This window comes from Clavibacter californiensis (assembly GCF_021952865.1).
GTDB lineage: Bacteria > Actinomycetota > Actinomycetes > Actinomycetales > Microbacteriaceae > Clavibacter > Clavibacter californiensis.
Genome location: NZ_CP040792.1, coordinates 1957949 through 1981353 on the forward strand (window position 1 = coordinate 1957949; position 23405 = coordinate 1981353).

General features: G+C 72.6%; 27 protein-coding genes, 2 tRNA genes and 1 riboswitch. Of the genes, 18 read left to right on the forward strand and 11 right to left on the reverse strand.

Annotation, left to right across the window (positions count from 1 at the left end; genetic code table 11):
• Positions 1-12 precede the first annotated feature (12 nt).
• From treZ to glgX, 3 genes are read right to left on the reverse strand one after another with little or no spacing between them, the layout of a single operon-like run.
• Positions 13-1815 (reverse strand): malto-oligosyltrehalose trehalohydrolase, encoded by a 1803-nt coding sequence (gene treZ / locus FGD68_RS09525; RefSeq protein WP_119372849.1) that lies wholly within the window; start codon positions 1813-1815, stop codon positions 13-15.
• Entirely contained in the window at positions 1812-4163 is a 2352-nt protein-coding gene (gene treY / locus FGD68_RS09530; protein WP_119372848.1) for a malto-oligosyltrehalose synthase, read from the reverse strand. The genes treZ and treY overlap by 4 nt, the downstream gene beginning before the upstream one ends.
• The gene (gene glgX, locus FGD68_RS09535) at positions 4160-6364 is read right to left on the reverse strand and encodes a glycogen debranching protein GlgX (RefSeq protein ID WP_119372847.1); all 2205 of its coding nucleotides are present in this window, start codon (positions 6362-6364) and stop codon (positions 4160-4162) included. The genes treY and glgX overlap by 4 nt, the downstream gene beginning before the upstream one ends.
• A 206-nt stretch (positions 6365-6570) precedes the next feature.
• Here glgX and FGD68_RS09540 point away from each other — a divergent pair, with 206 nt between their 5' ends.
• From FGD68_RS09540 to FGD68_RS09565, 6 genes are all read left to right on the forward strand, one after another.
• A complete protein-coding gene (locus tag FGD68_RS09540) occupies positions 6571-6903 on the forward strand; it encodes a hypothetical protein (RefSeq protein WP_012038119.1) in 333 nt (110 codons plus the stop codon).
• Positions 6904-7029: 126 nt separating this feature from the next.
• Positions 7030-7130: riboswitch (TPP riboswitch) on the forward strand.
• 35 nt (positions 7131-7165) lie between these two features.
• On the forward strand, positions 7166-7819 hold the full coding sequence (locus FGD68_RS09545; RefSeq protein WP_237609396.1) for an ECF transporter S component: 654 nt from the start codon (positions 7166-7168) through the stop codon (positions 7817-7819).
• 2 nt (positions 7820-7821) lie between these two features.
• Complete coding sequence (locus tag FGD68_RS09550; RefSeq protein WP_237609397.1) at positions 7822-9384, forward strand: ABC transporter ATP-binding protein; 1563 nt, start codon at positions 7822-7824, stop codon at positions 9382-9384.
• Complete coding sequence (locus tag FGD68_RS09555) at positions 9381-10175, forward strand: energy-coupling factor transporter transmembrane component T family protein (RefSeq protein ID WP_119372357.1); 795 nt, start codon at positions 9381-9383, stop codon at positions 10173-10175. Before FGD68_RS09550 ends, FGD68_RS09555 begins: the two co-directional genes overlap by 4 nt.
• Positions 10165-10713 carry a nucleoside/nucleotide kinase family protein gene (locus FGD68_RS09560; protein ID WP_119372356.1) on the forward strand — a complete coding sequence of 183 codons (549 nt, stop codon included), beginning with the start codon at positions 10165-10167 and terminating at the stop codon, positions 10711-10713. Before FGD68_RS09555 ends, FGD68_RS09560 begins: the two co-directional genes overlap by 11 nt.
• Positions 10714-10722: 9 nt before the next feature.
• Positions 10723-10995 carry a hypothetical protein gene (locus FGD68_RS09565; RefSeq protein ID WP_012038124.1) on the forward strand — a complete coding sequence of 91 codons (273 nt, stop codon included), beginning with the start codon at positions 10723-10725 and terminating at the stop codon, positions 10993-10995.
• Between the two features lie 95 nt (positions 10996-11090).
• On the opposite strand, the gene FGD68_RS09570 is transcribed toward FGD68_RS09565, so the two are convergent.
• From FGD68_RS09570 to orn, 3 genes are all read right to left on the reverse strand, one after another.
• Positions 11091-11441, reverse strand: a complete 351-nt coding sequence (locus FGD68_RS09570; protein ID WP_181036703.1) for a metallopeptidase family protein — start codon at positions 11439-11441, stop codon at positions 11091-11093.
• 146 nt (positions 11442-11587) lie between these two features.
• A tRNA-His gene (locus FGD68_RS09575) sits at positions 11588-11663 on the reverse strand.
• Positions 11664-11707: 44 nt separating this feature from the next.
• A complete protein-coding gene (orn, locus tag FGD68_RS09580) occupies positions 11708-12328 on the reverse strand; it encodes an oligoribonuclease (protein ID WP_119372355.1) in 621 nt (206 codons plus the stop codon).
• Between the two features lie 56 nt (positions 12329-12384).
• Here orn and FGD68_RS09585 point away from each other — a divergent pair, with 56 nt between their 5' ends.
• The 4 genes from FGD68_RS09585 (at position 12385) to nadE (ending at position 13915) form a co-directional block, all read left to right on the forward strand.
• Positions 12385-12600, forward strand: a complete 216-nt coding sequence (locus FGD68_RS09585; protein ID WP_104236448.1) for an SCO4848 family membrane protein — start codon at positions 12385-12387, stop codon at positions 12598-12600.
• A gap of 65 nt (positions 12601-12665) precedes the next feature.
• The gene (locus FGD68_RS09590; RefSeq protein ID WP_119372358.1) at positions 12666-12965 is read left to right on the forward strand and encodes a thioredoxin family protein; all 300 of its coding nucleotides are present in this window, start codon (positions 12666-12668) and stop codon (positions 12963-12965) included.
• A 14-nt stretch (positions 12966-12979) separates the two neighbouring features.
• Positions 12980-13052 (forward strand) — tRNA-Arg (locus tag FGD68_RS09595).
• A 41-nt stretch (positions 13053-13093) separates the two neighbouring features.
• On the forward strand, positions 13094-13915 hold the full coding sequence (nadE, locus tag FGD68_RS09600; protein ID WP_119372354.1) for an ammonia-dependent NAD(+) synthetase: 822 nt from the start codon (positions 13094-13096) through the stop codon (positions 13913-13915).
• Positions 13916-13993: 78 nt separating this feature from the next.
• Here the strand turns inward: nadE and FGD68_RS09605 are convergent, their stop codons facing one another.
• Positions 13994-14704 (reverse strand): hypothetical protein, encoded by a 711-nt coding sequence (locus FGD68_RS09605; protein WP_119372353.1) that lies wholly within the window; start codon positions 14702-14704, stop codon positions 13994-13996.
• Positions 14705-14787: 83 nt separating this feature from the next.
• The gene (locus FGD68_RS09610; protein WP_119372352.1) at positions 14788-15024 is read right to left on the reverse strand and encodes a hypothetical protein; all 237 of its coding nucleotides are present in this window, start codon (positions 15022-15024) and stop codon (positions 14788-14790) included.
• Positions 15025-15194: 170 nt separating this feature from the next.
• Between FGD68_RS09610 and msrA the strand changes: the two genes are divergently transcribed.
• The 7 genes from msrA (at position 15195) to FGD68_RS09645 (ending at position 19833) form a co-directional block, all read left to right on the forward strand.
• A complete protein-coding gene (msrA, locus tag FGD68_RS09615; RefSeq protein ID WP_104236452.1) occupies positions 15195-15722 on the forward strand; it encodes a peptide-methionine (S)-S-oxide reductase MsrA in 528 nt (175 codons plus the stop codon).
• Between the two features lie 106 nt (positions 15723-15828).
• Positions 15829-16071 (forward strand): hypothetical protein, encoded by a 243-nt coding sequence (locus FGD68_RS09620; RefSeq protein ID WP_237609398.1) that lies wholly within the window; start codon positions 15829-15831, stop codon positions 16069-16071.
• A gap of 130 nt (positions 16072-16201) precedes the next feature.
• Entirely contained in the window at positions 16202-16579 is a 378-nt protein-coding gene (locus FGD68_RS09625; RefSeq protein ID WP_119372350.1) for a hypothetical protein, read from the forward strand.
• The gene (locus tag FGD68_RS09630; RefSeq protein WP_104236455.1) at positions 16576-17139 is read left to right on the forward strand and encodes a MarR family winged helix-turn-helix transcriptional regulator; all 564 of its coding nucleotides are present in this window, start codon (positions 16576-16578) and stop codon (positions 17137-17139) included. Before FGD68_RS09625 ends, FGD68_RS09630 begins: the two co-directional genes overlap by 4 nt.
• Positions 17136-17609 carry a DUF6993 domain-containing protein gene (locus FGD68_RS09635; RefSeq protein WP_104236456.1) on the forward strand — a complete coding sequence of 158 codons (474 nt, stop codon included), beginning with the start codon at positions 17136-17138 and terminating at the stop codon, positions 17607-17609. The genes FGD68_RS09630 and FGD68_RS09635 overlap by 4 nt, the downstream gene beginning before the upstream one ends.
• A gap of 63 nt (positions 17610-17672) precedes the next feature.
• Entirely contained in the window at positions 17673-19355 is a 1683-nt protein-coding gene (gene ettA / locus FGD68_RS09640; protein WP_086517934.1) for an energy-dependent translational throttle protein EttA, read from the forward strand.
• A 4-nt stretch (positions 19356-19359) separates the two neighbouring features.
• Positions 19360-19833 carry an acyl-CoA thioesterase gene (locus FGD68_RS09645; protein ID WP_119372349.1) on the forward strand — a complete coding sequence of 158 codons (474 nt, stop codon included), beginning with the start codon at positions 19360-19362 and terminating at the stop codon, positions 19831-19833.
• Between the two features lie 7 nt (positions 19834-19840).
• On the opposite strand, the gene FGD68_RS09650 is transcribed toward FGD68_RS09645, so the two are convergent.
• Positions 19841-20746 (reverse strand): acyl-CoA thioesterase, encoded by a 906-nt coding sequence (locus tag FGD68_RS09650; protein WP_104236458.1) that lies wholly within the window; start codon positions 20744-20746, stop codon positions 19841-19843.
• 83 nt (positions 20747-20829) lie between these two features.
• Here FGD68_RS09650 and FGD68_RS09655 point away from each other — a divergent pair, with 83 nt between their 5' ends.
• Positions 20830-21525, forward strand: coding sequence for a hypothetical protein (locus tag FGD68_RS09655; RefSeq protein ID WP_119372348.1), 696 nt, complete (start codon positions 20830-20832; stop codon positions 21523-21525).
• 38 nt (positions 21526-21563) lie between these two features.
• On the opposite strand, the gene FGD68_RS09660 is transcribed toward FGD68_RS09655, so the two are convergent.
• Entirely contained in the window at positions 21564-21959 is a 396-nt protein-coding gene (locus tag FGD68_RS09660) for a globin (RefSeq protein ID WP_104236460.1), read from the reverse strand.
• Entirely contained in the window at positions 21959-23266 is a 1308-nt protein-coding gene (locus FGD68_RS09665; protein ID WP_119372347.1) for a mechanosensitive ion channel family protein, read from the reverse strand. The genes FGD68_RS09660 and FGD68_RS09665 overlap by 1 nt, the downstream gene beginning before the upstream one ends.
• Positions 23267-23405 lie beyond the last annotated feature (139 nt).

The following is a 23405-nucleotide window of genomic DNA, read 5'->3' on the forward strand; positions in this document are numbered from 1 at the left end:
GCCGCCGCTGGGTCAGGCCAGCAGGGCCTCCGCGGAGTCCGCCACCGGGCCGAGGATCGCGGCCGACCGAGCGGGCAGGACCACCTCGTCGTCGGCCAGGGCGACGCCCGACGCGGTCGCGAGCAGCAGCGCGGGACGCTCGCCCACGACGGGCACCCGCCGCTCCTCGTCGGACAGGTTGACCACGATGGACAGCTCGCCACGGTCCATCACGAGCAGACGCGCCTCCTCGTGCACCTCGACCTCGACCTCGGCGAACCGGGGATCGGTGAGGTCGGGGTGGGCGCGGCGGAGGCGGATCAGCTCGGAGTAGAGCGCGAACAGGCGCGCGTGCTGCGAGCCGGCGGCCTCGGCGCCGTAGAGCTCCGACCAGTCGAGCTTGGAGTCCTGGAACGTGGAGAGGTCCTGCGGGTTCGGCACGACCGACTCGTCCCAGCCCATCTTGGCGAACTCCGCGATGCGGCCCTTCGCGGTCGCCTCGCCGAGGTCGTGCTCGGGGTGCGACGTGAAGAACTGCCACGGCGTCGTCGCGCCCCACTCCTCGCCCATGAAGAGCATGGGCGTGAAGGGCGAGGTGAGCGTGAGCACCGCGGCCAGCGCGAGCCCGCCCTCGTCGAGCGTGGCCGTGAGGCGGTCGCCCGTCGCCCGGTTGCCGATCTGGTCGTGGTTCTGGTTCGCGACGACGAGGCGATGCGCGGGGATCCGCTCGGTGTCGAGCGGTCGCCCGTGCACGCGGCCACGGAACGACGACCACGTGCCGTCGTGGAAGTAGCCGCGCGTGATGACCTTGGCGAGCGCCCCGAGCGACGCGAAGTCCTCGTAGTAGCCGGTCGTCTCGCCGGTGAGCGCGACGTGCACCGCGTGGTGGAAGTCGTCGCTCCACTGCGCGTCGAGCCCGTAGCCGTGCGCCTCGCGCGAGGTGATGAGCTTCGGGTCGTTGAGGTCGGACTCCGCGATGAGCGTGAGCGGGCGTCCGACGTGGGCCGACAGCACGTCCACCTGCACCGCGAGCTCCTCGAGGAGGTGCGTCGCCGTGTCGTCCACGAGCGCGTGCACCGCATCCAGGCGCAGCGCGTCGACGTGGTAGTCGCCGAGCCACATGAGCGCGTTGTCGATGATGTACTCGCGGACCGGACCGGAGTCCTCGCCGTCGAGGTTGAGGCTGGATCCCCACGTGTTCGCCGACGCCTCGTGGAGGTACGGGCCGTAGACGTGCAGGTAGTTGCCGGACGGGCCGAGGTGGTTGTACACGACGTCCTGCACGACGCCGAGTCCGCGAGCGTGGCACGCGTCGACGAAGCGCTGGTAGGCCTCGGGTCCGCCGTACGTCTCCTGCACCGCGTACCAGAGGACCCCGTCGTAGCCCCAGTTGTGCGTGCCGTTGAAGCCGTTGACCGGCAGCACCTCCACGAGGTCGACGCCGAGCGCCACGAGGTGGTCGAGCCGGTCGATGGCGGAGTCGAGGGTACCGTCGGGCGTGAAGGTGCCGACGTGCATCTCGTAGATCACGGCGCCGGCGAGCTGGCGGCCCGTCCACGCCTGGTCGGTCCACGCGAACGACGACGGGTCGTACGTCCGCGAGCGGCCGTGGACGCCCTCGGGCTGGCGGCGCGAGCGCGGATCCGGCAGCGGGGTGTCCGCGTCGTCGACGAGGTAGCCGTAGTCGAGGTCGCCGGAGGGCAGGGCCTCGGCGCGGTCGGCGTCGAGGGTCCACCAGCCGTCGCCGACGGGCGAGAGCGGCAGGCGCTCGTCGCCCACGGAGAGCGCGAGGGTGCGGGCCTTCGGGGCCCAGATGTCGAAGCGGTCGTCGGTCATGCTCGGCTCCCGGGGGTGAGGTCGGCTGCGGTGGATGCGGGCGCGAGGATCGCGACCGGGTAGTCGGCGAGGAGCGCGGCGACGGACACGCGCCCGCCGTCGACGCGACGGCCGCTCACGTGGTCGACGAACTCGCCCTCGGGCAGCGTGAGGGACGTGGATCCCCAGCCGCCGCCGGTCTCGAGCCCGACGGGCAGGCGGGTCGCGACGGTGATCGCCCCGCCGCGGTCGAACGCGATCACGTGGGCGGCGGCGTCGCCCGTCGCGCGGACGGGCTCGTAGCCCGTGAACAGCTCCGGGTGGTCGCGGCGGAGGCGCAGCGCGCGCGCCGTGACGAGGAGCTTGGCGGCCCCTGTCTCGTCGATCGCGGGCTCGGCGCCCTTGAGCACGGCGTCGAGGGCGGCGCTGCGCATGCCGAAGTCGACCTCGCGGCGGTTGTCGGGATCCACCAGGCTCGTCTCCCACAGCTCGCTGCCCTGGTAGACGTCGGGCATGCCGGGGGCCGTCAGCTGGATGGCCTTGGCCGCCAACGAGTTCGACCATCCCGGTCCGGAGAGCCGGTCGTAGAGGCCGGCGACGATCGTGCGCGCGCGCGGGTCGTCGAAGGCCGCGTCGATGAGCGCGTGCATGCGCTCCTCGAACGCCTCGTCCGGCGCGGTCCACGTGGTCGAGTCGCCTGCCTCGCGCGACGCCTTCTCGGCGTACGCGTGCAGGCGCTCGCGCGACGCGGGCCAGGTGCCGACGAGCGTCTGCCAGAGCAGGTTCTCGAACGGGCCGTCGCCGGTCGGGGCCACCTCGCGGAGCTGGCCGAGCGCGTCACGCCACGCCTCGGGCGTCTCGGAGAGCACGTCGATGCGCGCGCGCACGTCCTCGCCGCGCTTGGTGTCGTGCGTGGAGAGCGTGGTCATCGCGTGCGGCGCGATGCGCTGGCGCTCCTGCTGGCGCGCGTGGAAGTCGTCCACGTCGATCGCGAAGATCGACGGATCGGCACCGACCTCGTTGAGCGAGACCAGGCGCGAGTACCGGTAGAACGCGGTGTCCTCGACGCCCTTGGCCATGACCATGCCACTCGTCTGCTGGAAGCGCTGGGCGACGAGCGTGGACGGATCCGAGAGCTGCGGCATGAGCGCGTCGATGGTGGCGACGAGGTCGGGGCGGCTCGCCCGCGCGGCCTCCGCGGCCTCCTCGAGGTGATGGAGCCCGCCGGGCAGGTAGCTGCGGTAGACCGGGAACGTCGCGAGGAGCTCGGCGAGCGCGTCGGCGGCGTCGGCGGGGGCGTCCTCGACGAGGCGCTCGAGCCGGAGCACCTCGCTGCGGAGGATCCCGTCGGCGATGCCGCGCTTCGTGCCGCGGATCATGTCGGCCCAGCTGGTGAGCTCGCCCTGCGGCAGGCCGCGCAGCGACGCCTCGAGGTGGTCGAGCTCGACCTGGCCGTCGGGGTCGACGAGCACGCGGTCGATCTCGGCGAGCGCGTCGTACCCGGTGGTGCCGGCGGTCGCCCAGTCGGTGGGCAGCGTCTCGCCGGGCTCGAGGATCTTCTCCACCAGCACGTACGCGCCGCCCGTGATCCGCGCGAGGTCGTCGAGGTACCCCTTCGGGTCGAGGAGACCGTCCGGGTGGTCGACCCGGAGGCCGTCGGCGAGGCCCTCGCGGAACCAGCGCGAGATCTCCGCGTGCGACTCCTCGAAGACCCGGGGCAGCTCGACGCGGATGCCCGCGAGCGTGTTGACCGCGAAGAAGCGGCGGTAGTTGAGCTCGGCGTCGGCGCGACGCCAGTTGATCAGCTCGTAGGACTGGCGCTGGTGCACCGTGCGGGCGTCCGCGTCGTCCTCGGCCGTGCCGGGCGCGACGGGGAAGCGCTGGTCGTAGTAGCGGAGCTCGACGGTGCCGTCGTCGCCGCGCACCAGCGTGAGCTCGTCGAGCTCGGTCTCGCCGTCGCCGAGCACGGGGATCCGCACCTTGCCCCGCCCGAAGTCCCAGTCGACGTCGAACGCGTCGGCGTAGCGGCTCGCGGTGCCGTGCGTGAGGAGGTCCCACCACCACAGGCTCTCCACCGGGGTCGCGACGCCCACGTGGTTCGGGACGATGTCCACCAGCACGCCTAGGCCCAGCTCGTGCGCGCGGTCGGCGACCTCCTTGAGCCCGGCGGCGCCGCCGCGGGACGGGTCCACCTGCGAGTGGTCGACCACGTCGTAGCCGTGGTCGGATCCCGGCTCGGCCGCGAGGATCGGGCTGAGGTACACCCAGTCGGCGCCGAGGTCCTTCACGTACGGCAGCTGCTCGGCCACTGCGGCGAGGTCGAACGACTCCCGCACCTGGAACCGGTAGGTGGAGATGGGGGTTCTCAACTGATGTCGCTCCTTGGGTCTGCGGCCGGCCGGTCGGCCTGCGCGTGGGTGAGGACGGCGAGGCTCGCCGCGACCGAGTGGTCGGGCTCCACCTCGGGCTCGGTGTAGGCGCGCAGCACCACGAGCGCCTTGGCCGCCACGTCCACGACGCTACTCGCGCGGAGGGCCGTCGAGTCGGCTCCGACGCCTGCGGTGTCGATCACGGTCTCCCACGCGTCCGCGTACTCGTCCGACGGGAGCGTGAAGGACACGGGCTCGTCGTGCGCGTTGAAGTAGAGGAGGAAGTGCATGTCGTAGATGTCCTCGCCCCGGCGGTCGCGTCCGCGGATCCCGTTGCCGTTGAGGAACATGCCGATGGCGCGGAGCCCGGACTCCCAGTCGTCGTCCACCATCGGGGTCGCGTCCGCGTCCAGCCACACGATGTCGGGCAGCGGCTCGCCCTCGCCGCGGCGCACGGGCCGGCCGTCGAAGAAGCGCCCGCGACGGAAGGTCGGGTGCTCCTTGCGGAGCCGCACGACGGACGCGGTGAACTCGACGAGCGGCTGGTCGGCCTGGTCCCAGTGCACCCAGCTGATCTCGTTGTCCTGCGCGTAGGTGTTGTTGTTGCCCTGCTGCGTGCGGCCGAGCTCGTCGCCGTGCAGGATCATCGGCACGCCCTGCGACAGGATCATGGTCGCGAGCATGTTGCGCTGCTGACGCCCCCGCAGGGTCGCGATGGTCGGATCGTCGGTCGGCCCCTCCACGCCCATGTTCCAGGAGCGGTTGTGGCTCTCGCCGTCCTTGTTGTCCTCGCCGTTGGCCTCGTTGTGCTTCTCGTTGTACGAGACGAGGTCGGCGATCGTGAAGCCGTCGTGCGCGGTGATGAAGTTGATCGACGCCACCGGCCGGCGCCCCGAGTGCTCGTAGAGGTCGGCGGATCCCGTGATGCGCGCCGCGAACTCGCCGAGCGAGGAGGCCTCGCCGCGCCAGAAGTCGCGGACGGTGTCGCGGTACTTGCCGTTCCACTCGGTCCACTGCGGCGGGAAGTTGCCCACCTGGTAGCCGCCGGGGCCCACGTCCCAGGGCTCGGCGATGAGCTTGACCTGCGACACCACCGGGTCCTGCTGCACGAGCTCGAAGAAGGTGGCGAGCTTGTCGACGTCGTAGAACTCGCGCGCGAGCGCCGAGGCGAGGTCGAAGCGGAACCCGTCCACGTGCATCTCGGTGACCCAGTAGCGCAGCGAGTCCATGATCAGCTGCAGCGCGTGCGGGTGGCGCACGTTGAGCGAGTTCCCCGTGCCCGTGTAGTCCATGTAGTAGGTGGGGTCGTCCTCCATGAGCCGGTAGTAGGCCTGGTTGTCGATGCCCTTGAACGAGAGCGTCGGCCCGAGGTGGTTGCCCTCCGCCGTGTGGTTGTAGACCACGTCGAGGATGACCTCGATGCCGGCGGCGTGCAGCGCGCGCACCATGGACTTGAACTCCTGCACCTGCTGGCCGAGCTCGCCCGTGGACGAGTAGGCGTTGTGCGGCGCGAAGAAGCCGATCGTGTTGTAGCCCCAGTAGTTGCGGAGGCCCTTTTCGAGCAGGGTGTTGTCCTGCACGAACTGGTGCACGGGCATCAGCTCGATGGCGGTGACGCCGAGCCTCTGCAGGTGGTCGATGACGGCGGGGTGCGCGATGCCCGCGTAGGTGCCGCGCAGCTCCTCGGGGATCCGCGGGTTCAGCTGCGTGAGCCCCTTCACGTGCGCCTCGTACACGACGGTCTCGCTGTACGGGGTGCGGGGGAGGCGGTCGCCGTCCCAGTCGAAGAACGGGTTGACCACGACGCCGAGCATCATGTGCGGTCCGGAGTCCTCGTCGTTGCGGCTCGACGGGTCGCCGAACTCGTACGCGAACAGCGACGGGTCCCAGTCGAACTCGCCGCAGGTGGCCTTGGCGTAGGGATCCAGCAGCAGCTTCGCGGGGTTCGACCGGTGGCCGTTCTCCGGCTCGTACGGCCCGGTGACCCGGTAGCCGTAGCGCTGGCCCGGCTGCACGTGCGGGAGGTAGCAGTGCCAGACGTGCGCGTCGACCTCCGTCACGTCCACGCGGGTCTCGGTGCCGTCCTCCTCGATGAGGCACAGCTGCACGCGCTCGGCGATCTCGCTGAAGAGCGCGAAGTTCGTGCCGCTCCCGTCGAAGGTCGCGCCGAGCGGATAGGGGTTTCCGGGCCAGGTGTGCAAGTGGTCCTCCAGTTGGGTCGACTCGTCCGCCGACAGCGCGCGGGCGTGCGTGCGCGGGGTCCGTCGGGGGCGGGGCAGGCAGTGGATCAGCGTGGGCCGCAAAGGCAGGAGGCCGGATGCGACGCAGCGACGCACCAGGGCCGAGGTTACCGCGAGGACGCGGATGGCCCGGCATCCTCGGGGCGCCGCGGGGTACGGTGGGACGCATGACCAACCTCGTCGCACAGCTCGCAGAGAACGTGAAGAACGCCGGAGTGGGGACGGTCTACGGCGACCCCCTCGACATCGACGGCTCGACCATCGTGCCGGTGGCCTTCGCCTGGTACGGATTCGGCGGGGGCAGCGACCTCCCCGACTCCGACGGCAACGTCGCGGGCGGCGGCGGGGGCGGCGGCGCCACCTGGCCCATCGGCGCCTACATCGCCACCGACGGGGAGGTGCGGTTCCAGCCCAACGTCATCGCGCTGCTCGCGGTGGCCACGCCCGTCATCTGGATCTCCGGCAAGGTCCTCGTCAAGCTCATCAAGACGCTGAAGTAGCCGGCGCGCACGACCACCGCGGAGCGCGGATGCCCTCGGGCATCCGCGCTCCCGTGCGTCCGGGACGCGCGTGCATCCCGCGCCCGCGCCCCGGGCGCGTCGACCGCGCGCTAGTATCGCCTCGAACACGGGAGTCCGGTGAGCCGGGCTGAGAGGAAGACACCCAGTCTTCGACCGTCGAACCTGATCTGGATCATGCCAGCGCAGGGAGGCTTCCATCTCGCACCCGTGCCCTCTTCCACTCATCCGAAGGGCACGTCCAATGACCGCATCACCCTCGTCCACGGCATCCGCCGTCCCCGCCGACGCCGGCGCCCGCGCGCCCCGCTCCGGCCTGCGCGCCCGCTGGCGCGTCATCGACATCGTCGTGGCCAGCGTCCTCGGCGTCGCCTCCGGCCTCGTCTTCGTCATCTGGAACACGGCGTCCGTGCCGGTCGGCGGCTTCTTCGAGCCGCTGCTCCCCGGCCTCCAGGCGCTGGCCGGCGGCGGCTGGCTGTTCGCGGGCGTCCTCACCGGCATCGTGATCCGCAAGCCCGGCGCCGCCCTGTACGGCGAGCTGCTCGCCGCGTTCGTCTCCATGCTCGTCGGGAACGTCTGGGGCGTCGGCACGCTCCTCTCCGGCCTCACCCAGGGCCTCGGCGCGGAGCTGGTGCTCCTCGTCTTCCTCTACGCGAACTGGCGCGCCTACGTCGCCGTGCTCGCGGGCATGGGAGCCGGGCTCGGCATGGCGATCACCGACCTCATCACCTACTACCCGGGATCCACGCCGCTCTTCGCCACGATCTACACGATCGCCGCGCTCGTCTCGGGCGCGGTCGTCGCGGGGCTGCTCTCGTGGCTCGTCGCCCGCGCGCTCGCCCGCACCGGCGCTCTCTCGCGCTTCGCCTCGGGCCGCGACACCGCGGCCCGCGTCTGACCGTGCGGCGGCCGGGCCGTCGCACCCCGTCGGTCGCCGCGTCGCGCGTCCCGCTCGCAGGACCCGATGCGACGGCCGACGCGGCGGGCGGAGCGTCCGTCCGGGCCGAGGGCTGGGGCTGGCGGCACGCGGGCCGGAGCGCCTGGGCGGTCCGCGACGTCGACCTGGTCATCGAGCCGGGGGAGCGGGTGCTGCTCCTCGGCGCGTCCGGCGCGGGGAAGACGACGCTCATGCACGCCCTCGCGGGCGTCCTCGGCGGCGACGACGAGGGGGAGACCCGCGGCAGCCTGCTCGTCGACGGGCAGGATCCGGCCGTCCGCCGCGGCCGCGCGGGCCTCGTGCTGCAGGATCCGGACGCGCAGGTGATCCTCTCCCGTGTCGGCGACGACGTCGCGTTCGGCTGCGAGAACCTCGGCGTCCCGCGCGACGAGATCTGGATCCGCGTCCGCGCCGCGCTCGACGCCGTCGGGCTCGAGGTCGCCCTCGACCGCTCCACGACCGCGCTCTCCGGCGGGCAGAAGCAGCGTCTCGCCCTCGCCGGCGTCCTCGCGATGCGGCCCGGGCTCCTCCTCCTCGACGAGCCGACCGCCAACCTCGACCCGGAGGGCGTCGGGGAGGTGCGGCGCGCCGTCGAGTCCGTGGTCGAGCGGAGCGGCGCCACCCTCGTCGTCATCGAGCACCGGGTCGCCGTGTGGCAGGACCTCGTCGACCGGGTCGTCGTGCTCGGAGCGGACGGCGGGATCCTCGCCGACGGCGCGCCGGACGACGTCCTCCACGACCAGGGTGCGTCCCTCGCGGCCGCGGGCGTCTGGGTGCCGGGACGGGAGCCCTCAGCGCCCGCCCGGGAGCGTGCCGAGCCCGCGCCGCTCCTCCGCGCGGACGGGCTCGCGATCGGCAGGGGCGGCGCGCGCGGCACCGCGGTCGCCGACGGGATCGGCGTCGCGCTGGCGTCGGGCCGCGTCACCGCCCTCACCGGCCCGAACGGCGGCGGCAAGAGCACGCTCGCGCTCACGCTCGGCGGCCTGCTGCCCGCGATGTCCGGCCGGGTCGGCGCGGAGGCGGCCCTGGCCGACGGCCTCGGCGCGGATCCCGCCACCTGGCGCTCGCGCGAGCTCGCGGCACGCATCGGCACCGTGTTCCAGGACCCGGAGCACCAGTTCCTCGCCGGCACCGTGCGCGCCGAGCTCGAGGTCGGGCCGCGTGCGGTGGGCATGGATCCCGCCCACGCCGACCGCCGCGTCGACGAGCTGCTCGTGCGCCTGCGGCTCGACGGCCTCGCGCAGGCCAACCCCTTCACCCTCTCCGGCGGGGAGAAGCGGCGCCTGTCGGTGGCGACCGCCCTCGCGACCGCGCCGCGCCTCCTCGTCCTCGACGAGCCGACCTTCGGGCAGGACGCCCGCACCTGGGCCGAGCTCGTCGCGCTCCTCGCCGACCTCGTCGACCGCGACGGCGTCGGGGTCCTCGCCGTCACGCACGACGCGGAACTCGTCCGCGCGCTGGCGGACGACGTCCTCCGCCTCGACACCGCCTCCGGCCGGGCGGCCCGTCTGGAGGTCGTGCGATGAGCGCCGCTCCGTCCTCCGTGGTCCTCACCGCTCGCGCCACCGGCCTCGCCGCCATCAACCCCGTCGCGCGCCTCGCGGCGGCCCTCCTGCTGACCCTGGTCCTCGTGCTGAGCCTCGACGTGGTCTCCGCGGGCGCGGCGCTGCTGCTCGAGCTGCTCCTCCTGCCGTTGGCGGGGATCCGGCCGCGCGCCTTCCTCGTCCGAGGGATCCCGATCTGGATCGCGGCCCCCGGCGCGGGCCTCACGATCCTGCTCTACGGACGCACGTCCGGCGAGGTGTACGCGCAGTTCCTGCTCGTGGTCGTCACCGAGGGCTCGGTGCTGCTCGCGGTGGCGACCACGCTGCGCGTCCTGGCGATCGGCGTCGCGTCGCTCGTGCTCTTCACGGACGTGGATCCCACGGACCTCGCCGACGGCCTCGCCCAGATCGCGCGCCTGCCGTCCCGCTTCGTCCTCGGCGCGCTCGCGGGTGTCCGGCTCGTCGGCCTCCTCCTCGACGACTGGCGCTCGCTCGAGCTCGCCCGACGCGCACGGGGCGTCGCCGACCGCGGCCGCATCCGCCGGTTCGCCGGGCAGGCCTTCGCGCTCCTCGTGCTCTCGATCCGCCGCGGCAGCAAGCTGGCCACCGCGATGGAGGCCCGCGGGTTCGGCGGCTCCATCGCCCGCACGTGGGCCAGGCCCAGCGTCGTCGGTCGGCGCGAGGTGCTCGTCGTGACCGTGGCCGTGCTCGTGGCCGCCTGCGCGGTGACGGCCGCCGTCGCCGCCGGGACGTGGGGCTCCGTTGCGGCCTGACCCGGGGGAGCATCGCCCGGCGCTGGTCCTCGTCGACGGCCCGTCCGGCTCCGGCAAGTCGACCCTCGCCGACGTCCTCGTCCGCGGCGGCGACCCGGACGCGGGGCTGCCGCCGGGAGCGCAGCTCCTGCGTCTCGACGACGTCTACCCCGGCTGGGACGGCCTCGAGGCGGCGTCCCGGCACCTCGAGCGCCACGTGCTGCAGGAGATGCATCCTCGCGGACGCCCCCGGTGGCGCCGCTGGGACTGGGCCTCCGATGCGCCCGCGGAGTGGCGCGACCTCGACCCGGCGCGCCCGCTCGTGGTCGAGGGCTGCGGATCCCTGACCCGGGTCTCCGCGCACCTGGCCACGCGCCGCATCTGGGTCGAGGCCGACGACGCCGTGCGCCGGGCCCGCGCCATCGCGCGCGACGGGGAGTCCTTCGCCGTCGAGTGGGAGCGCTGGGACGCGCAGTGGCGCGCGCACGTCGACCGGGAGGATCCGCGCGCCCTGTCCGACGTCGTCGTCCGCACGGACGCCGTCGCGGCGGCCGGGTAGCCTGATGCCATGACCGATTCCGCACCGTCCGACGTCCGCTACCTCGCCGTCTTCGCCGACGGCCCCCTCGAGGGCACCACCGAGACCCGCGTCCTCGTCGACGGCCAGCACGACGAGACCATCAGCACGATGTCGGCCGTGGAGGGCAAGGAATCCCTGTTCCAGTACCGCGCCGGCGAGGTGTCCGAGGTCGCGGGCGAGCAGCGCGTCACCTACACGTACGTGGCCGACGGGAGCGACGACGTCCTCGGCGAGGGCGACGACGAGTCCCTCGAGCTCTGACACCCGGCACGCACGGCGCCTGAGCGCCGCACCCACGACCCCGGCCCGCGACGCGGCAGCCGGGGTCGTCGTGCGTCCGGGCCGCTTCGGGGGCCTCAGGCCCAGCCGAGCTCGTGCAGCCGGTCGTCGTCGATGCCGTGGAAGTGCGCGATCTCGTGCACGAGCGTGACGTGCACGAGGTCGCGCAGCGCGTCCAGGTCCTCTGCCTCGTGCAGGTGCGGCTCGCGGTAGACGACGATGCGGTCCGGCATCTCGCCGAACCCGTACTGCCCCCGCTCGGTCATGGCGACCCCGTCGTAGAGGCCGAGCAGGTCGAGCGAGCCGTCCTCGGGGCGGTCCTCGACGACGAAGACGACGTTGTCGAGCCCGTCCACCATCTCGTCCGGCAGCGCGTCGAGCTCGTCGACGACCAGTCGCTCGAATTCGTCGGGTTCGCAGTGCAGCACGGATCCAGCCTCGCACACGCGCATGCGGCGGAGCCCGGCCGCGGCGAGGCCCTGCCGTGCGGGCCAGCGGAGACGACGGAGGGGGACACGACGGAGGGGGAGACGACGGAAGGGCCGGGACCCTCTCGGATCCCGGCCCTTCCCGGTGGGGTGGACGACGGGGCTCGAACCCGCGACTTCCGGCTCCACAAGCCAGCGCTCTGCCAACTGAGCTACGCCCACCATGCGGCCGATCCCGCTCTCGCGGACGGCCATGGAAGAGGATACTACAGCCGCGCGGCCCACGCGGACGTCACGTCCGCGGAGATGGCCTGCACGTCGTCCGTGGCGGGCCCCGGCGCCGGGACGAACGCCGCGCGCCGGTAGTACTCCAGCTCGCGGATCGACTCGAGGATGTCGGCGAGGGCGCGGTGTCCGCCGTTCTTCGCGGGGGAGTTGAAGTAGATCCGGGGGAACCACTCCTTCGCGAGCACCTTGATGGAGGAGACGTCGACGCTGCGGTAGTGGAGGTGCGCGTCGACGCGGGGCATGTACTTCGCGAGGAACGCGCGGTCGGTGCCGATGGTGTTGCCCGCGATGGGGGCCTTGCCGCCGTTCGGCACGTGCTGCAGCAGGTACTCGAGCACCGCGAACTCGGCGTCGGCCAGGCTCACGCCCGACGGGATCTCCTCGAGCAGCCCCGAGGAGCGGTGCATCTCGGTGACGAACTCGCCCATGTTGGCGAGCGCCGCGGGGTCGGGATTGATCACGATCGTGAAGCCGTCGTCGACGGGCACCAGGTCGAAGTCGGTGACGACCACCGCGACCTCCACCAGCTCGTCGATCGCGAGGTCGAGCCCCGTCATCTCGCAGTCGATCCACACCAGCCGGTCCGCGTTGTTGCCCATCCCCCGATCCTATCGGCGGGCCGGGGCGGCCCCGATGCGCCGCCTACCATGGGGGAGTGATCACCCTCCTCGCCGTCCTCCTCATCGTCAACGGCGTCTGGAACGTCGTCGTGTGGCCGCAGTTCCTCAAGCGCGTCGCGACGGATCCCCGTGCCCGAGCCGCCGACGGGTCGCGTACGCCGTTCTTCACCGTGCACCTCGTGCTGGTCTCGGTCTCGCTGCTCCTCGCCCTCGTGTCGATCGTCGCCGCCGTCGCGGCGTTCCTCTCCTGACCCCCGGCGAAGGCGCGCCAGCGGCGGACGCCGCGCCCGCGGGAGCGGAGGGCGTGCGCGTGGTCATGTACACCTCCCTCTTCTGCGTCCCGTGCCAGGCCACCCGGCGCGTGCTCGCGGACGTCCAGCGCGTCCTGCCCTGGCTCCCGGTGGAGGAGCTCGACGTCGCGGCGCACCCCGACCTGGCCGAGGCGGAGCGAATCCGGTCGACCCCGACGATCCTCGTGTCGGCCGGAGACCGGCAGGTGCTCCGCGCCGAGGGAGTGCCGACCGCGCCGCAGGTGCTGCAGGCCGTGGTGCGGGCCATGGACGGGCCGGCGCCGGCCGGCCCCTCGGGCCCCTCGGGGCGTCCGGACCCCGCGTAGTACCCTCGTCTCGACCCCCTGTAGCTCAATGGATAGAGCATCGGCCTTCTAATCCGACGGTTGCGCGTTCGAGTCGCGCCGGGGGGACCGACTGTCGGAAGCGCGGGATCGGCCGTAGATTTGAGCGCATGCGCGACATCCAGTCACAGATCATCGCCGCCCTCGAGGTGCGCCCGACCATCGATCCCGCCGACGAGGTCCGCAAGCGCGTCGACTTCCTCAAGGCCTACCTCAGGTCCACCGGCGCGGAGGGCTTCGTCCTCGGCGTGAGCGGCGGGCAGGATTCGTCCCTCGCCGGGCGCCTGGCCCAGCTCGCGATCGAGGAGCTCGCGGCCGAGGGGCTCCTCGGCGAGTTCATCGCCGTCCGCCTGCCGTACGGCGTGCAGGCCGACGAGGAGGACGCGCAGCTGGCGCTCTCCTTCATCCAGCCGAAGTCGAGCGTCGTCTTCGACGTCAAGCGCGCCGTCGACGGCTTCTGGGCGGAGTACGCCGACGCGGCCGGGCACGCGATGACCGACTTCACGAAGGGCAACGTCAAGGCGCGCTCGCGCATGGTCGCCCAGTACGCGCTGGCCGGGCAGGCGCGCCTGCTGGTGATCGGCACGGACCACGCGGCGGAGGCGGTCACGGGCTTCTTCACGAAGTACGGCGACGGCGGCGCGGACGTCCTCCCGCTCACGGGCCTCACCAAGCGCCAGGGGCGCGCGTTGCTCGAGCACCTGGGGGCGCCGGAGCGCCTGTACCTCAAGGCCCCCACGGCGGATCTCCTCGACGACACCCCCGGTCAGACCGACGAGGCCAACCTCGGCCTCACCTACGCCGACATCGACGACTTCCTCGAGGGTCGCGACGTCGACGACGAGGTGGCCGAGGCGATCGAGGCGCGCTATGCGAGCACGGAGCACAAGAGGCGCGTCCCCGCGAGCATGTTCGACGACTGGTGGAAGTGATCGCGGCCTGATCCGACGACGACGCCCCGCACCTCCTCGGAGGTGCGGGGCGTCGTCACGTGCCGGCGCGACTGCGCGTCAGCGGCGGTCTGCCTCCGCGGCGCGCGAGTTCGCCGCCGACGACGAGGGCACGGGCGGGCTGTACTGCTCGTCGGGGGACTCGACGCGACGCTCGGCGGCGGGCTGGTCGTCGGATCCGCTGCGCCACGGCACCGGCACGGGAGCGACGGCGGTCGGCTCCTCCGGGCGCGCCGCGTTGCGGGTGCCGGCGGTCGTGTCGGCGGCGGGCTGGTCGTCCTCGAACTGCCAGCGCGAGATGTCGCCCTGGAAGATCTTGCGCGCACGACCGGGGTGGTGCTGCCACTCGACCATGCGGTCGCGGAACTCGGCGAGCTGCGCGTCGAACTGGAAGCCGAAGCTGCCGCTGCCGCGCTTGAACTCGGTGATCTCGTGCGCGGCCCAGGTGGCGGCCGTCGCCGCGCCCTTGACCGGGAGGAGGCGGATGCGGATGTCGGCCTCGCCCGCCGCGCGGTCGGCCAGCACGCGCTCCTGCGCCGTGAGGCCGTCCCAGACGGAGGCCTGGCGCGCCGCGTCCACGAGGACGCCGATGGCAGCCGCCTTCACCTCGCGGTCGTGCCGTGTGAGGATCCGCTGCGTGGCGCCACGCGCGATGACGGCGGCGAGCACGCCGGCGACCACGATGGCGACGAAGGGGACGACGACGCCGGAGAGGAGCTGCGTGCCCCGCTCGGACGCGAGGGCATCGAGGAGATCATTCCACCACTGCATGCGGCGACCGTACCCCGGGCCCAGGGCCGGATCCGGGAGGCCGGGCGGGCGCGTCGCCGCACCTGCTCACGGGCGGCGGCCGGTCAGAACCGCAGGCAGTCGACCGCGTCCTGCAGCGACCAGAAGTCGCCGAGCGGCAGGAACCCCTGCGCGTCGCGCCGGAGCCGCTTGGCGCGGAAGCGCTCGCCCTGCGGCTCGTGCATGCGCTCGACGTAGCCGAGGACCGCGCCGTCCGGACGGGTGACGCGCAGCAGCCCGTCGTGCAGCTCGCGGACCTGCACGGCCGAGCGGGCCAGGGGTGTGTAGGTGGTGCTGGGCATGGTGTCCTCCGTCCGTGCGCCGCCGGCCCGGCGATGTCTCGATGTCCCCGAAGCTACGGGCGACCACCGACATCCCGGACGCGCGGAATGGGATCCGTCCGGTGACGGTTCCCTCCCATGTCGACCACCGCGGACCTCGCGCGCGCCGACGGGAAGTAGGTTCATCTCTCATGCAGACATTCATCCTCGCCGGCGGCTGCTTCTGGTGCCTCGATGCGGTCTACCGCACGCTCGACGGCGTCCAGGACGTCATCTCCGGATACATCGGCGGCCACACCGCCCACCCCTCCTACGACGCCGTGTGCACGGGCGCTACCGGGCATGCCGAGGCGGTGAAGGTGGTCTTCGACGAGGAGGTCATCCCCGCCGACGTCATCCTCGACGTGTTCTTCACGCTGCACGACCCGCGGCAGCTCAACCGACAGGGCGCCGACGTCGGCACCCAGTACCGGTCGGCCATGTTCCCCGCGGACGCCGAGCAGGAGCAGCTGTTCCGCGACGCGATCTCCCGCGCCGGCGAGCTGTGGGACGGGACGCCCGTCACGACGATCGAGCCGCTCGGCACCTGGCACGACGCCGAGGACTACCACCAGGACTTCTTCGCGAAGAACCCGGGACAGGGCTACTGCAACGCGGTCGCCGTGCCCAAGGTGAACAAGGTGCGGAAGTCGTTCGCGCAGTACGTGCGCGCCGCCTGATCCACCCCTCGTCGACGCCCCGCGGCCTGTACGTCCGCGGGGCGTCGGCGTACCATCGGCACGTCCGGGCGACGATGCCCGGCGAGGAGAGGCGACGACGATGTCGATGACCACCAGCACCAGCACCAGCACCAGCACGACCACGACCGGGCTCCCGCGCACCGCGGGCAAGACCTGGGTGGCCTTCGGGGCCACGGGGGCGATCGCCTCCATCCACTCCCACGACGACGGCTACGAGGTGCGGTCGTTGCACCGCGGCGTCGTCGCGGGCACCTACCCGACCCTGGAGATCGCGAAGGCGGCCCTCCGTGCCGGCCGGGACGACGACCTCAGCTTCTCGGAGCACTGAGCCCCGTCCGTCTCCTCCCCAGGCGCCCGCGTTGGCGTGTCGCCTGCGCTGATCGCACCGTGTTCCTGCGCAGCACCGCTGTGGCGCATCCTGGGCCCGCGGTCACGAGGTCGCGGGAAGGGGCGGCCCGGTGGACGACGCGAGCAGGGGGCAGGAGCGCGGCGGCGGGAGCGGGACGGGCGTCGCGCTGCACGGGGTGGTCGCGCGGCGGCCGCGGTGCATCGGCACGGCGGAGGGCTGGGAGGCCGCCAGCCTCCTCGTCGGATCCGGCGCCGTCCGCGGCCCGGAGCACGGAGCCGTGCTCGTGGTCTGCACGGGTGCCGGCTCGTCCGGCACCGTGCGGCGTCTGGCGGTCGGGGATGAGGTGATCGTCCTGGGTCACCTGGAGCCTCGTCGCGCCATCCGGCCCGAGCACGATGCGGTCGAGCTCGCGGCGGACGCGGTGCTCGCCCGACGCCGCACCGTCGCCGTCGGCACGCAGGCCGAGGAGCCTAGGATCGCACCATGAGCGGATCCCCCCGGTGGCTCGAGCCGGATCAGCAGCGCGCCTGGCGGACGGTCATCGTCGCGTTGAACAACGTCAGCGAGCGCATCGAGCGGCAGCTCCTCCGGGACTCGGGCATGCCGCACGCGTACTACATGATCCTCGTCCGGCTCTCCGAGGCAGAGGGCGGCGCGCTCCCCATGAGCGTCCTCGCCCGGGCGCTCCAGGCATCGGCGAGCCGCACCTCGCACGCCGTCACGCGGCTGGAGCAGCTGGGCTGGGTCCGCCGCACGCGGTCGCCGCATGACGGCAGGAGCCTGCTCGCGGAGCTCACCGACGAGGGCCGGGCGACGCTGGAGGCCGCGGCACCGGGTCACGCGGATGAGGTGCTCCGCTCGGTCTTCGATCCGCTGACCGAGGAGCAGACCGCGCAGCTGGAGACGATCGCGCGGGATATCCTCACGAGCATGAGCGCATCCCCCGACGACGACGGCCAGGCGCGCGTCCGGGCCGACGAGCTCGCCATCCCGCCGGCGCTCGACCGCGACGACGACCCGGCCCGCGCCGACGAGTCCGCCGCGTGATCCGCGCTCCCCGCGTCCTCCTGGCGCCTGCGCTCCTCGGCGCCATGCTGCTCTCCGCCTGCACGCAGTCGGCCCCCGCGCCGGACCCGACACCCGCCGCCGTCACGGCGACCCCCGGTGCCGCCTCCGCTTCGCCCACCGTCGCGCCGCTCGATCCGGACGGCACGGCCGAGGCCGCCCTCCCCGTCTTCGAGGCGGCGGCGGGCGGGGTCGTCGCCGCGGATGCGAACGCGCAGGGGCGCGCCCTCGTGGACGCCCTCGTGGCCGCCGGCTTCCCCAAGGGCCGCATGGAGGTCACCGCGGACGCAACGCCCCTCGGCAACGCCGTCGACTCGATCCTGGTCTCCGTGCACATGCCGGACGCGTGCCTCGTCGGGCAGCGGGCGAAGGACGGGTTCAGCGCGCACGTCGAGCCGGCTCTCTCGTCCGGCCGGTGCCTCGTGGGCCAGACGCGCGCGATCGACTGGTGATGCCCGGGCCGACGGGCCCTGGCGCGGCATCCGGCACCCGCGGCACTCAATAGACTCGTGACCATGGCTGAATACATCTACTCGATGGTCCGCGCCCGGAAGTCGGTCGGCGACAAGCTGATCCTCGACGACGTCACCATGTCGTTCATCCCCGGCGCGAAGATCGGCGTCGTCGGGCCGAACGGCGCGGGCAAGTCGACGATCCTGAAGATCATGGCGGGCCTCGACACCCCCAGCAACGGCGAGGCCAAGCTCTCGCCCGGCTACTCGGTCGGCATCCTCATGCAGGAGCCCGAGCTCGACGAGTCGAAGACCGTGCTCGAGAACGTCCAGGAGGGCGTCGGCCCGCTCAAGGCGCAGGTCGACCGCTACAACGAGATCGCCGCGGCCATGGCCGAGCCCGACGCCGACTTCGACACCCTGCTCGCCGAGATGGGCACGCTGCAGGAGGCCATCGACGCCGCCGACGGCTGGGAGCTCGACTCGCAGCTCGAGCAGGCGATGGACGCGCTCCGCACCCCGCCGGGCGATGCCTCGGTCGCGAACCTCTCGGGCGGCGAGAAGCGCCGCGTCGCGCTCTGCAAGCTCCTGCTCCAGAAGCCCGACCTGCTCCTCCTCGACGAGCCCACCAACCACCTCGACGCCGAGAGCGTGCTCTGGCTCGAGCAGCACCTCTCCAAGTACCCGGGCGCCGTCCTCGCCGTGACCCACGATCGGTACTTCCTCGACCACGTGGCCGAGTGGATCGCCGAGGTCGACCGCGGTCGCCTCTACCCGTACGAGGGCAACTACTCGACCTACCTCGAGAAGAAGCAGGAGCGTCTCAGCGTCCAGGGCAAGAAGGACGCCAAGCTCTCCAAGCGCCTCGCCGAGGAGCTCGACTGGGTGCGCAGCAACGCCAAGGGCCGCCAGGCGAAGTCCAAGGCGCGCCTCGCCCGCTACGAGGAGATGGTGACCGAGGCGGAGCGCACGAGGAAGCTGGACTTCGAGGAGATCCAGATCCCCGTGGGTCCGCGGCTCGGCTCGCAGGTCATCGACGCGAAGAAGCTGCACAAGCAGTTCGGCGAGCGGGTCCTCATCGACGACCTCTCCTTCACGCTTCCCCGCAACGGCATCGTCGGCGTGATCGGCCCGAACGGCGTCGGCAAGACCACGCTGTTCAAGACCATCGTGGGCTTCGAGCCGCTCGACTCGGGGGAGCTCAAGGTCGGCGACACCGTCGACATCTCCTACGTCGACCAGAGCCGCGGCGGAATCGACCCCGAGAAGTCGCTGTTCGAGGTCGTCTCCGACGGCCAGGACTACATCCAGGTCGGCAAGCAGGAGGTGCCCGCACGCGCCTACGTCTCCACCTTCGGCTTCAAGGGCCCCGATCAGCAGAAGAAGGCCGGCATCCTCTCGGGTGGCGAGCGCAACCGCCTGAACCTCGCGCTCACCCTCAAGCAGGGCGGCAACCTCCTGCTGCTCGACGAGCCCACCAACGACCTGGACGTCGAGACGCTCGGCAGCCTCGAGAACGCGCTGCTCGAGTTCCCCGGCTGCGCCGTGGTCATCACCCACGATCGGTGGTTCCTCGACCGGATCGCGACGCACATCCTGTCCTACGAGGGAACCGAGGAGGACCCCGCGAACTGGTACTGGTTCGAGGGGAACTTCGAGTCCTACGAGCAGAACAAGATCGAGCGCCTGGGCGCGGACGCCGCGAAGCCGCACCGCTCCGCGTACCGCAAGCTGACGCGCGACTGATCCGATGACCCGGGTCCATGTCCCGGTCCACCTCAGGTGGGCCGACCTCGACGCCTACGACCACGTCAACAACGTGGAGGTCCTGCGCCTCCTGGAGGAGGCGCGCGTCCGCGCCTTCTGGCGGGGCGACGACGACGGCATGGACGCGGGGATGGCGCTCATCGACGCGTCGGCGGGCGCCAGCACCATGACGATGATCGCCCGGCAGGAGATCGAGTACCTGCTGCCCATCTCCTACGGGCGACGGCCGCTCGACGTGCAGGTGTGGCTCGGGAGGCTCGGGGGATCGAGCCTCGAGGCCTGCTATGAGGTGCGGACGCCGGTGGGCGTCGAGCCGTCGGCGCTGTACGCGCGGGCGACCTCGACCATCGTCCTGGTCGACTCCACCACCTCGCGGCCCCGCCGGATCACGGAGGAGGAGCGCGCAGCGTGGGCGGAGTACGTCGAGGAGCCCGTGGCGTTCAGCCGTCGCGGCTGACGCGGACTCAGGCCCGTGCGTCCGCCGGCACCCGCACCATGCCCTCCTGGGCCACGCTCGCGAGCAGCACGCCGTCGCGCGAGTAGATGCGGCCGAGGGACAGGCCGCGGCCGCCCTGGGCGCTCGTCGACTCCTGCACGTAGAGCATCCACTCGTCGGCGCGGCCGAAGCGGTGGAACCACATCGCGTGGTCGAGGCTCGCGGCCTTGATGCCGGGCGTGGCCCACGAGAGGCCGTGCCTGCGGTAGATGGACTCGAGGATCGAGTAGTCGCTCGCGTAGGCCAGGGAGGCGAGGTGCACGGCCGGGTCGTCGGGCAGGCGGCCGATGGCGCGGATCCACACCGCCTGGTGGGCGACGCGGTCGGGCGCGGCGCCGAAGTAGACGGGCTGCTCGACGTGGCGCATGTCGAAGGGGCGGTCGTTGGCCCAGTGCGCGGCGACGGGGTGGTCGATGCGGGACAGCACGTCGCGCGCGCTCGGCAGGGACTCCGGCTCGGGGATCCCCTCGGGCATGGGCGCCTGGTGCTCGAGGCCCTCGTCCGCATCCTGGAACGACGCGATCATCGAGAGGATCGGGCGGCCGTCCTGGTAGGCCTGCGTGCGGCGGGTAGAGAACGAGCGGCCGTCGTGGATCCGGTCGACGGAGAACGTGATGGGCTTCGTGACGTCGCCGGGACGCAGGAAGTAGCCGTGCATGCTGTGCGGGCGTCGGTCGGCGTCCGTGGTGCGCATGGCCGCCACGAGGGACTGCGCGAGCACCTGGCCGCCGAAGACGCGTCCCATCGGCATCCACTGCGACGGGCCGGTCGAGATGTCCTCGCTCGTGCGCGCACCCGTGTCAGTGAGGTCGAGGGCGGTGAGCAGGCCGGCGAGCGGCCCGTCGTCCGGGATGTCGGATGCGTGGTCGGTCATGGGTCCTCCGCCTGGCGGGTCCGGCATCGGACGGCCGGGCGCCCGGCGGATCGCGCGGGCGCATCCAGTAGCTTAGACAGGCCATGACGCCCTCCTTCGCCCTCCGGGACGCCCTCGCCCTCGGCGATCTGCAGACCTTCCTCGGGCGCTCCGCCCGCGTCGACGACGGGGCCGTGCGCCTCATCGGATCGGGCGGCGTCCTCGCCGTCTACACCTCGGTGCTGCAGCCCGCCGGCCTCCTCGACCGGTCGCCGACGGTGCTCGGCCTCCGCACGTTCGCGGCCGAGACGCAGGCGCCCGTGGACAGCGTGGTCCCGATCCGCGCGCTCCTCGACCGGCTCGCGCGCCTCGAGGGGCCGGCGACGGGATCCCCGGGCGAGCCCGTCGGCGTGCTCGTGCCGCCGGACACCGCGACGGCGCCCTGGGCGGGCATCTCGCCGCCGCGCGCCGGGTGGGAGCGAGTCGCCGACGTGCCCGCCGCCACCCTCCGCGCGGCCGCGCGGGCCGGGATCGACGAGGTCGCGGCGGCCGTGCCCTCGGGGATCGGCGAGCAGATCGTGTCGCGCGTGCGCGGGGAGGTGTGGGGTCGCCCCGTAGATGGCGCGCCCGACGTGGTGGCAGGCGGCGCGTTCGCGGCCTACAGCCTCGGGTTCCTGGGGCCGGATCCAGCGGACGACGCCGAGGCCGACGACGCGGAGCCGCCGGTCGCCGTCTTCCGCACGGGACCGTGGACGCGACTCACCATGGCGCGCGGGCACGTGCTCGTCCGGCGGCTCTAGCGCGCCCTCCGGTCGGCGCGCGCCAGGTGCCGCCGCCCTCAGGACTCGTCGAAGGTGTTGACCATCGCGTGCGCGGCGCGCTCGAGGTAGTCCCAGAGCTGCGCCTCGTGCAGCGGCGACAGGTCGAGCGAGTCGACGGCCACGCGCATGTGCGCGAGCCAGCGATCCCGCGCGTCGGGGTTGACGCGGAACGGCATGTGCCGCATCCGCAGGCGCGGGTGGCCGCGCTCGTCGCTGTACGTCGTGGGACCGCCCCAGTACTGCTCGAGGAACCCGGTGAGGCGCTGGATCGCGCCCTCGAGGTCCTCCTCCGGGTACATCGCGACGAGCACCGGGTCCTCGGCGACGCCTCGGTAGAACTCGCGGACGAGCCTCTCGAACGTCGGCCGGCCGCCGACGTCCTCGTAGAACGAGCTCCCGAGCAGGTCGGCCATCAGGACCCCTCGGGCGGCGTCGCGGGCTTCCGGGGCTGACGCGGGGCGCGCGGCGGCTTCGGGGGAGCGGCGTCGCCGGATCCCGTGGACGCGTCGGCGGCCGTGTCGGACGACGGCGCGGGCGTCGGATCCTCGAGGAGCACGGTCCAGGCGGCGGTGACCTCGTCCTCGTCGGGATCCTGCGTGGGTGCCGGATCCTGGGCGGGGATCATCTGCGTCGCGCGCGGGTCGGGACGCGAGCCCGCCGCGCCGCGGACGACGGGGGACGCGGATCCGGCCGCAGAGGACCCGGACCGTCGCTGCGCGACCTTGCGTGCGGCGCGTTTCCGGGGAGCGGGCTGCTCCGGCTGCTGCACGGGCGTCGACGCGGTGCGCGGCGGGTGCGCGCCGCCCACGCTGGCCGCGCTGTCGAACCCGGTGAGCACGACGGCCGTGAGCGACGGGAGGGTGACGCCCATCGCGTCGAGGCTGGCCTTGAGCCGACCGCGGAGCTCGCGGGAGACGTCGTCGCGGGCGTTGCTGCGCGTCTTGACGACCACGCGGATCACGACGGCCGACTCCGAGATCGACTCGATGCCCCAGAGCTCGGGCTTCTCGACGATGCGCGAGCGCCACTTCGGGGTGGACGCCAGCTCCGTCGCGGTGGCGAGCATGCGCTCCTGCACTGCCTGGACGTCGGCGTCGTACGGGACGGCGAGGTCGATGACGACGCGGGCCCAGCCCTGCGACATGTTGCCGACGCGGAGGATCTCGCCGTTGCGGACGAACCAGAGCGTGCCGTTGACGTCGCGGAGGGTCGTGATGCGGATGCCGACCGTCTCGACGACGCCCGTCGCGGGGCCCACGTCGACGACGTCGCCCACTCCGAGCTGGTCCTCCACCACCATGAACAGCCCGTTGAGGATGTCCTTGACGATGTTCTGCGCACCGAAGCCGAGGCCCGCGCCGAGGGCGGCGGTGAGGAGGGCGAGGGAGGTGAGGATGCCCGGCTGCGCGGTGTCGACGACGAGCGCCAGCACTATGACCACGATCACGACCGTGGTGATGTTGCTGAGGACGCTGCCGAGGGTGCGGGTGCGCTGGACGACGCGCACGGCGGTCAGCGGCGAGGACTGGATCGACTGCGTGTCGTCGACGTTCTGGCGCTTCTTCACCCCGGACACGATCTGCGAGACCGTGTTGCGGATGACGACCAGCAGGACCCACCGCAGCAGGACGCCGCCGACGATGTAGGACACGATCTTGATCAGATCGCCCCAGGTGGAGAAGAACGAGCCGTCGCCGCAGCACACCATGCTCAGGTCCATCGCGACGCGCTTCCGACGGGGGTGAGGAGAGGGGAGGTCATCCGGACGAGTGTACCGGCGGCCTCCCCGGCCGGTCCTGGGTCCGTCCGCAGGAGCGGGGTGGACGACGAGGGGGACGGCCGCCTGCGCGACCGTCCCC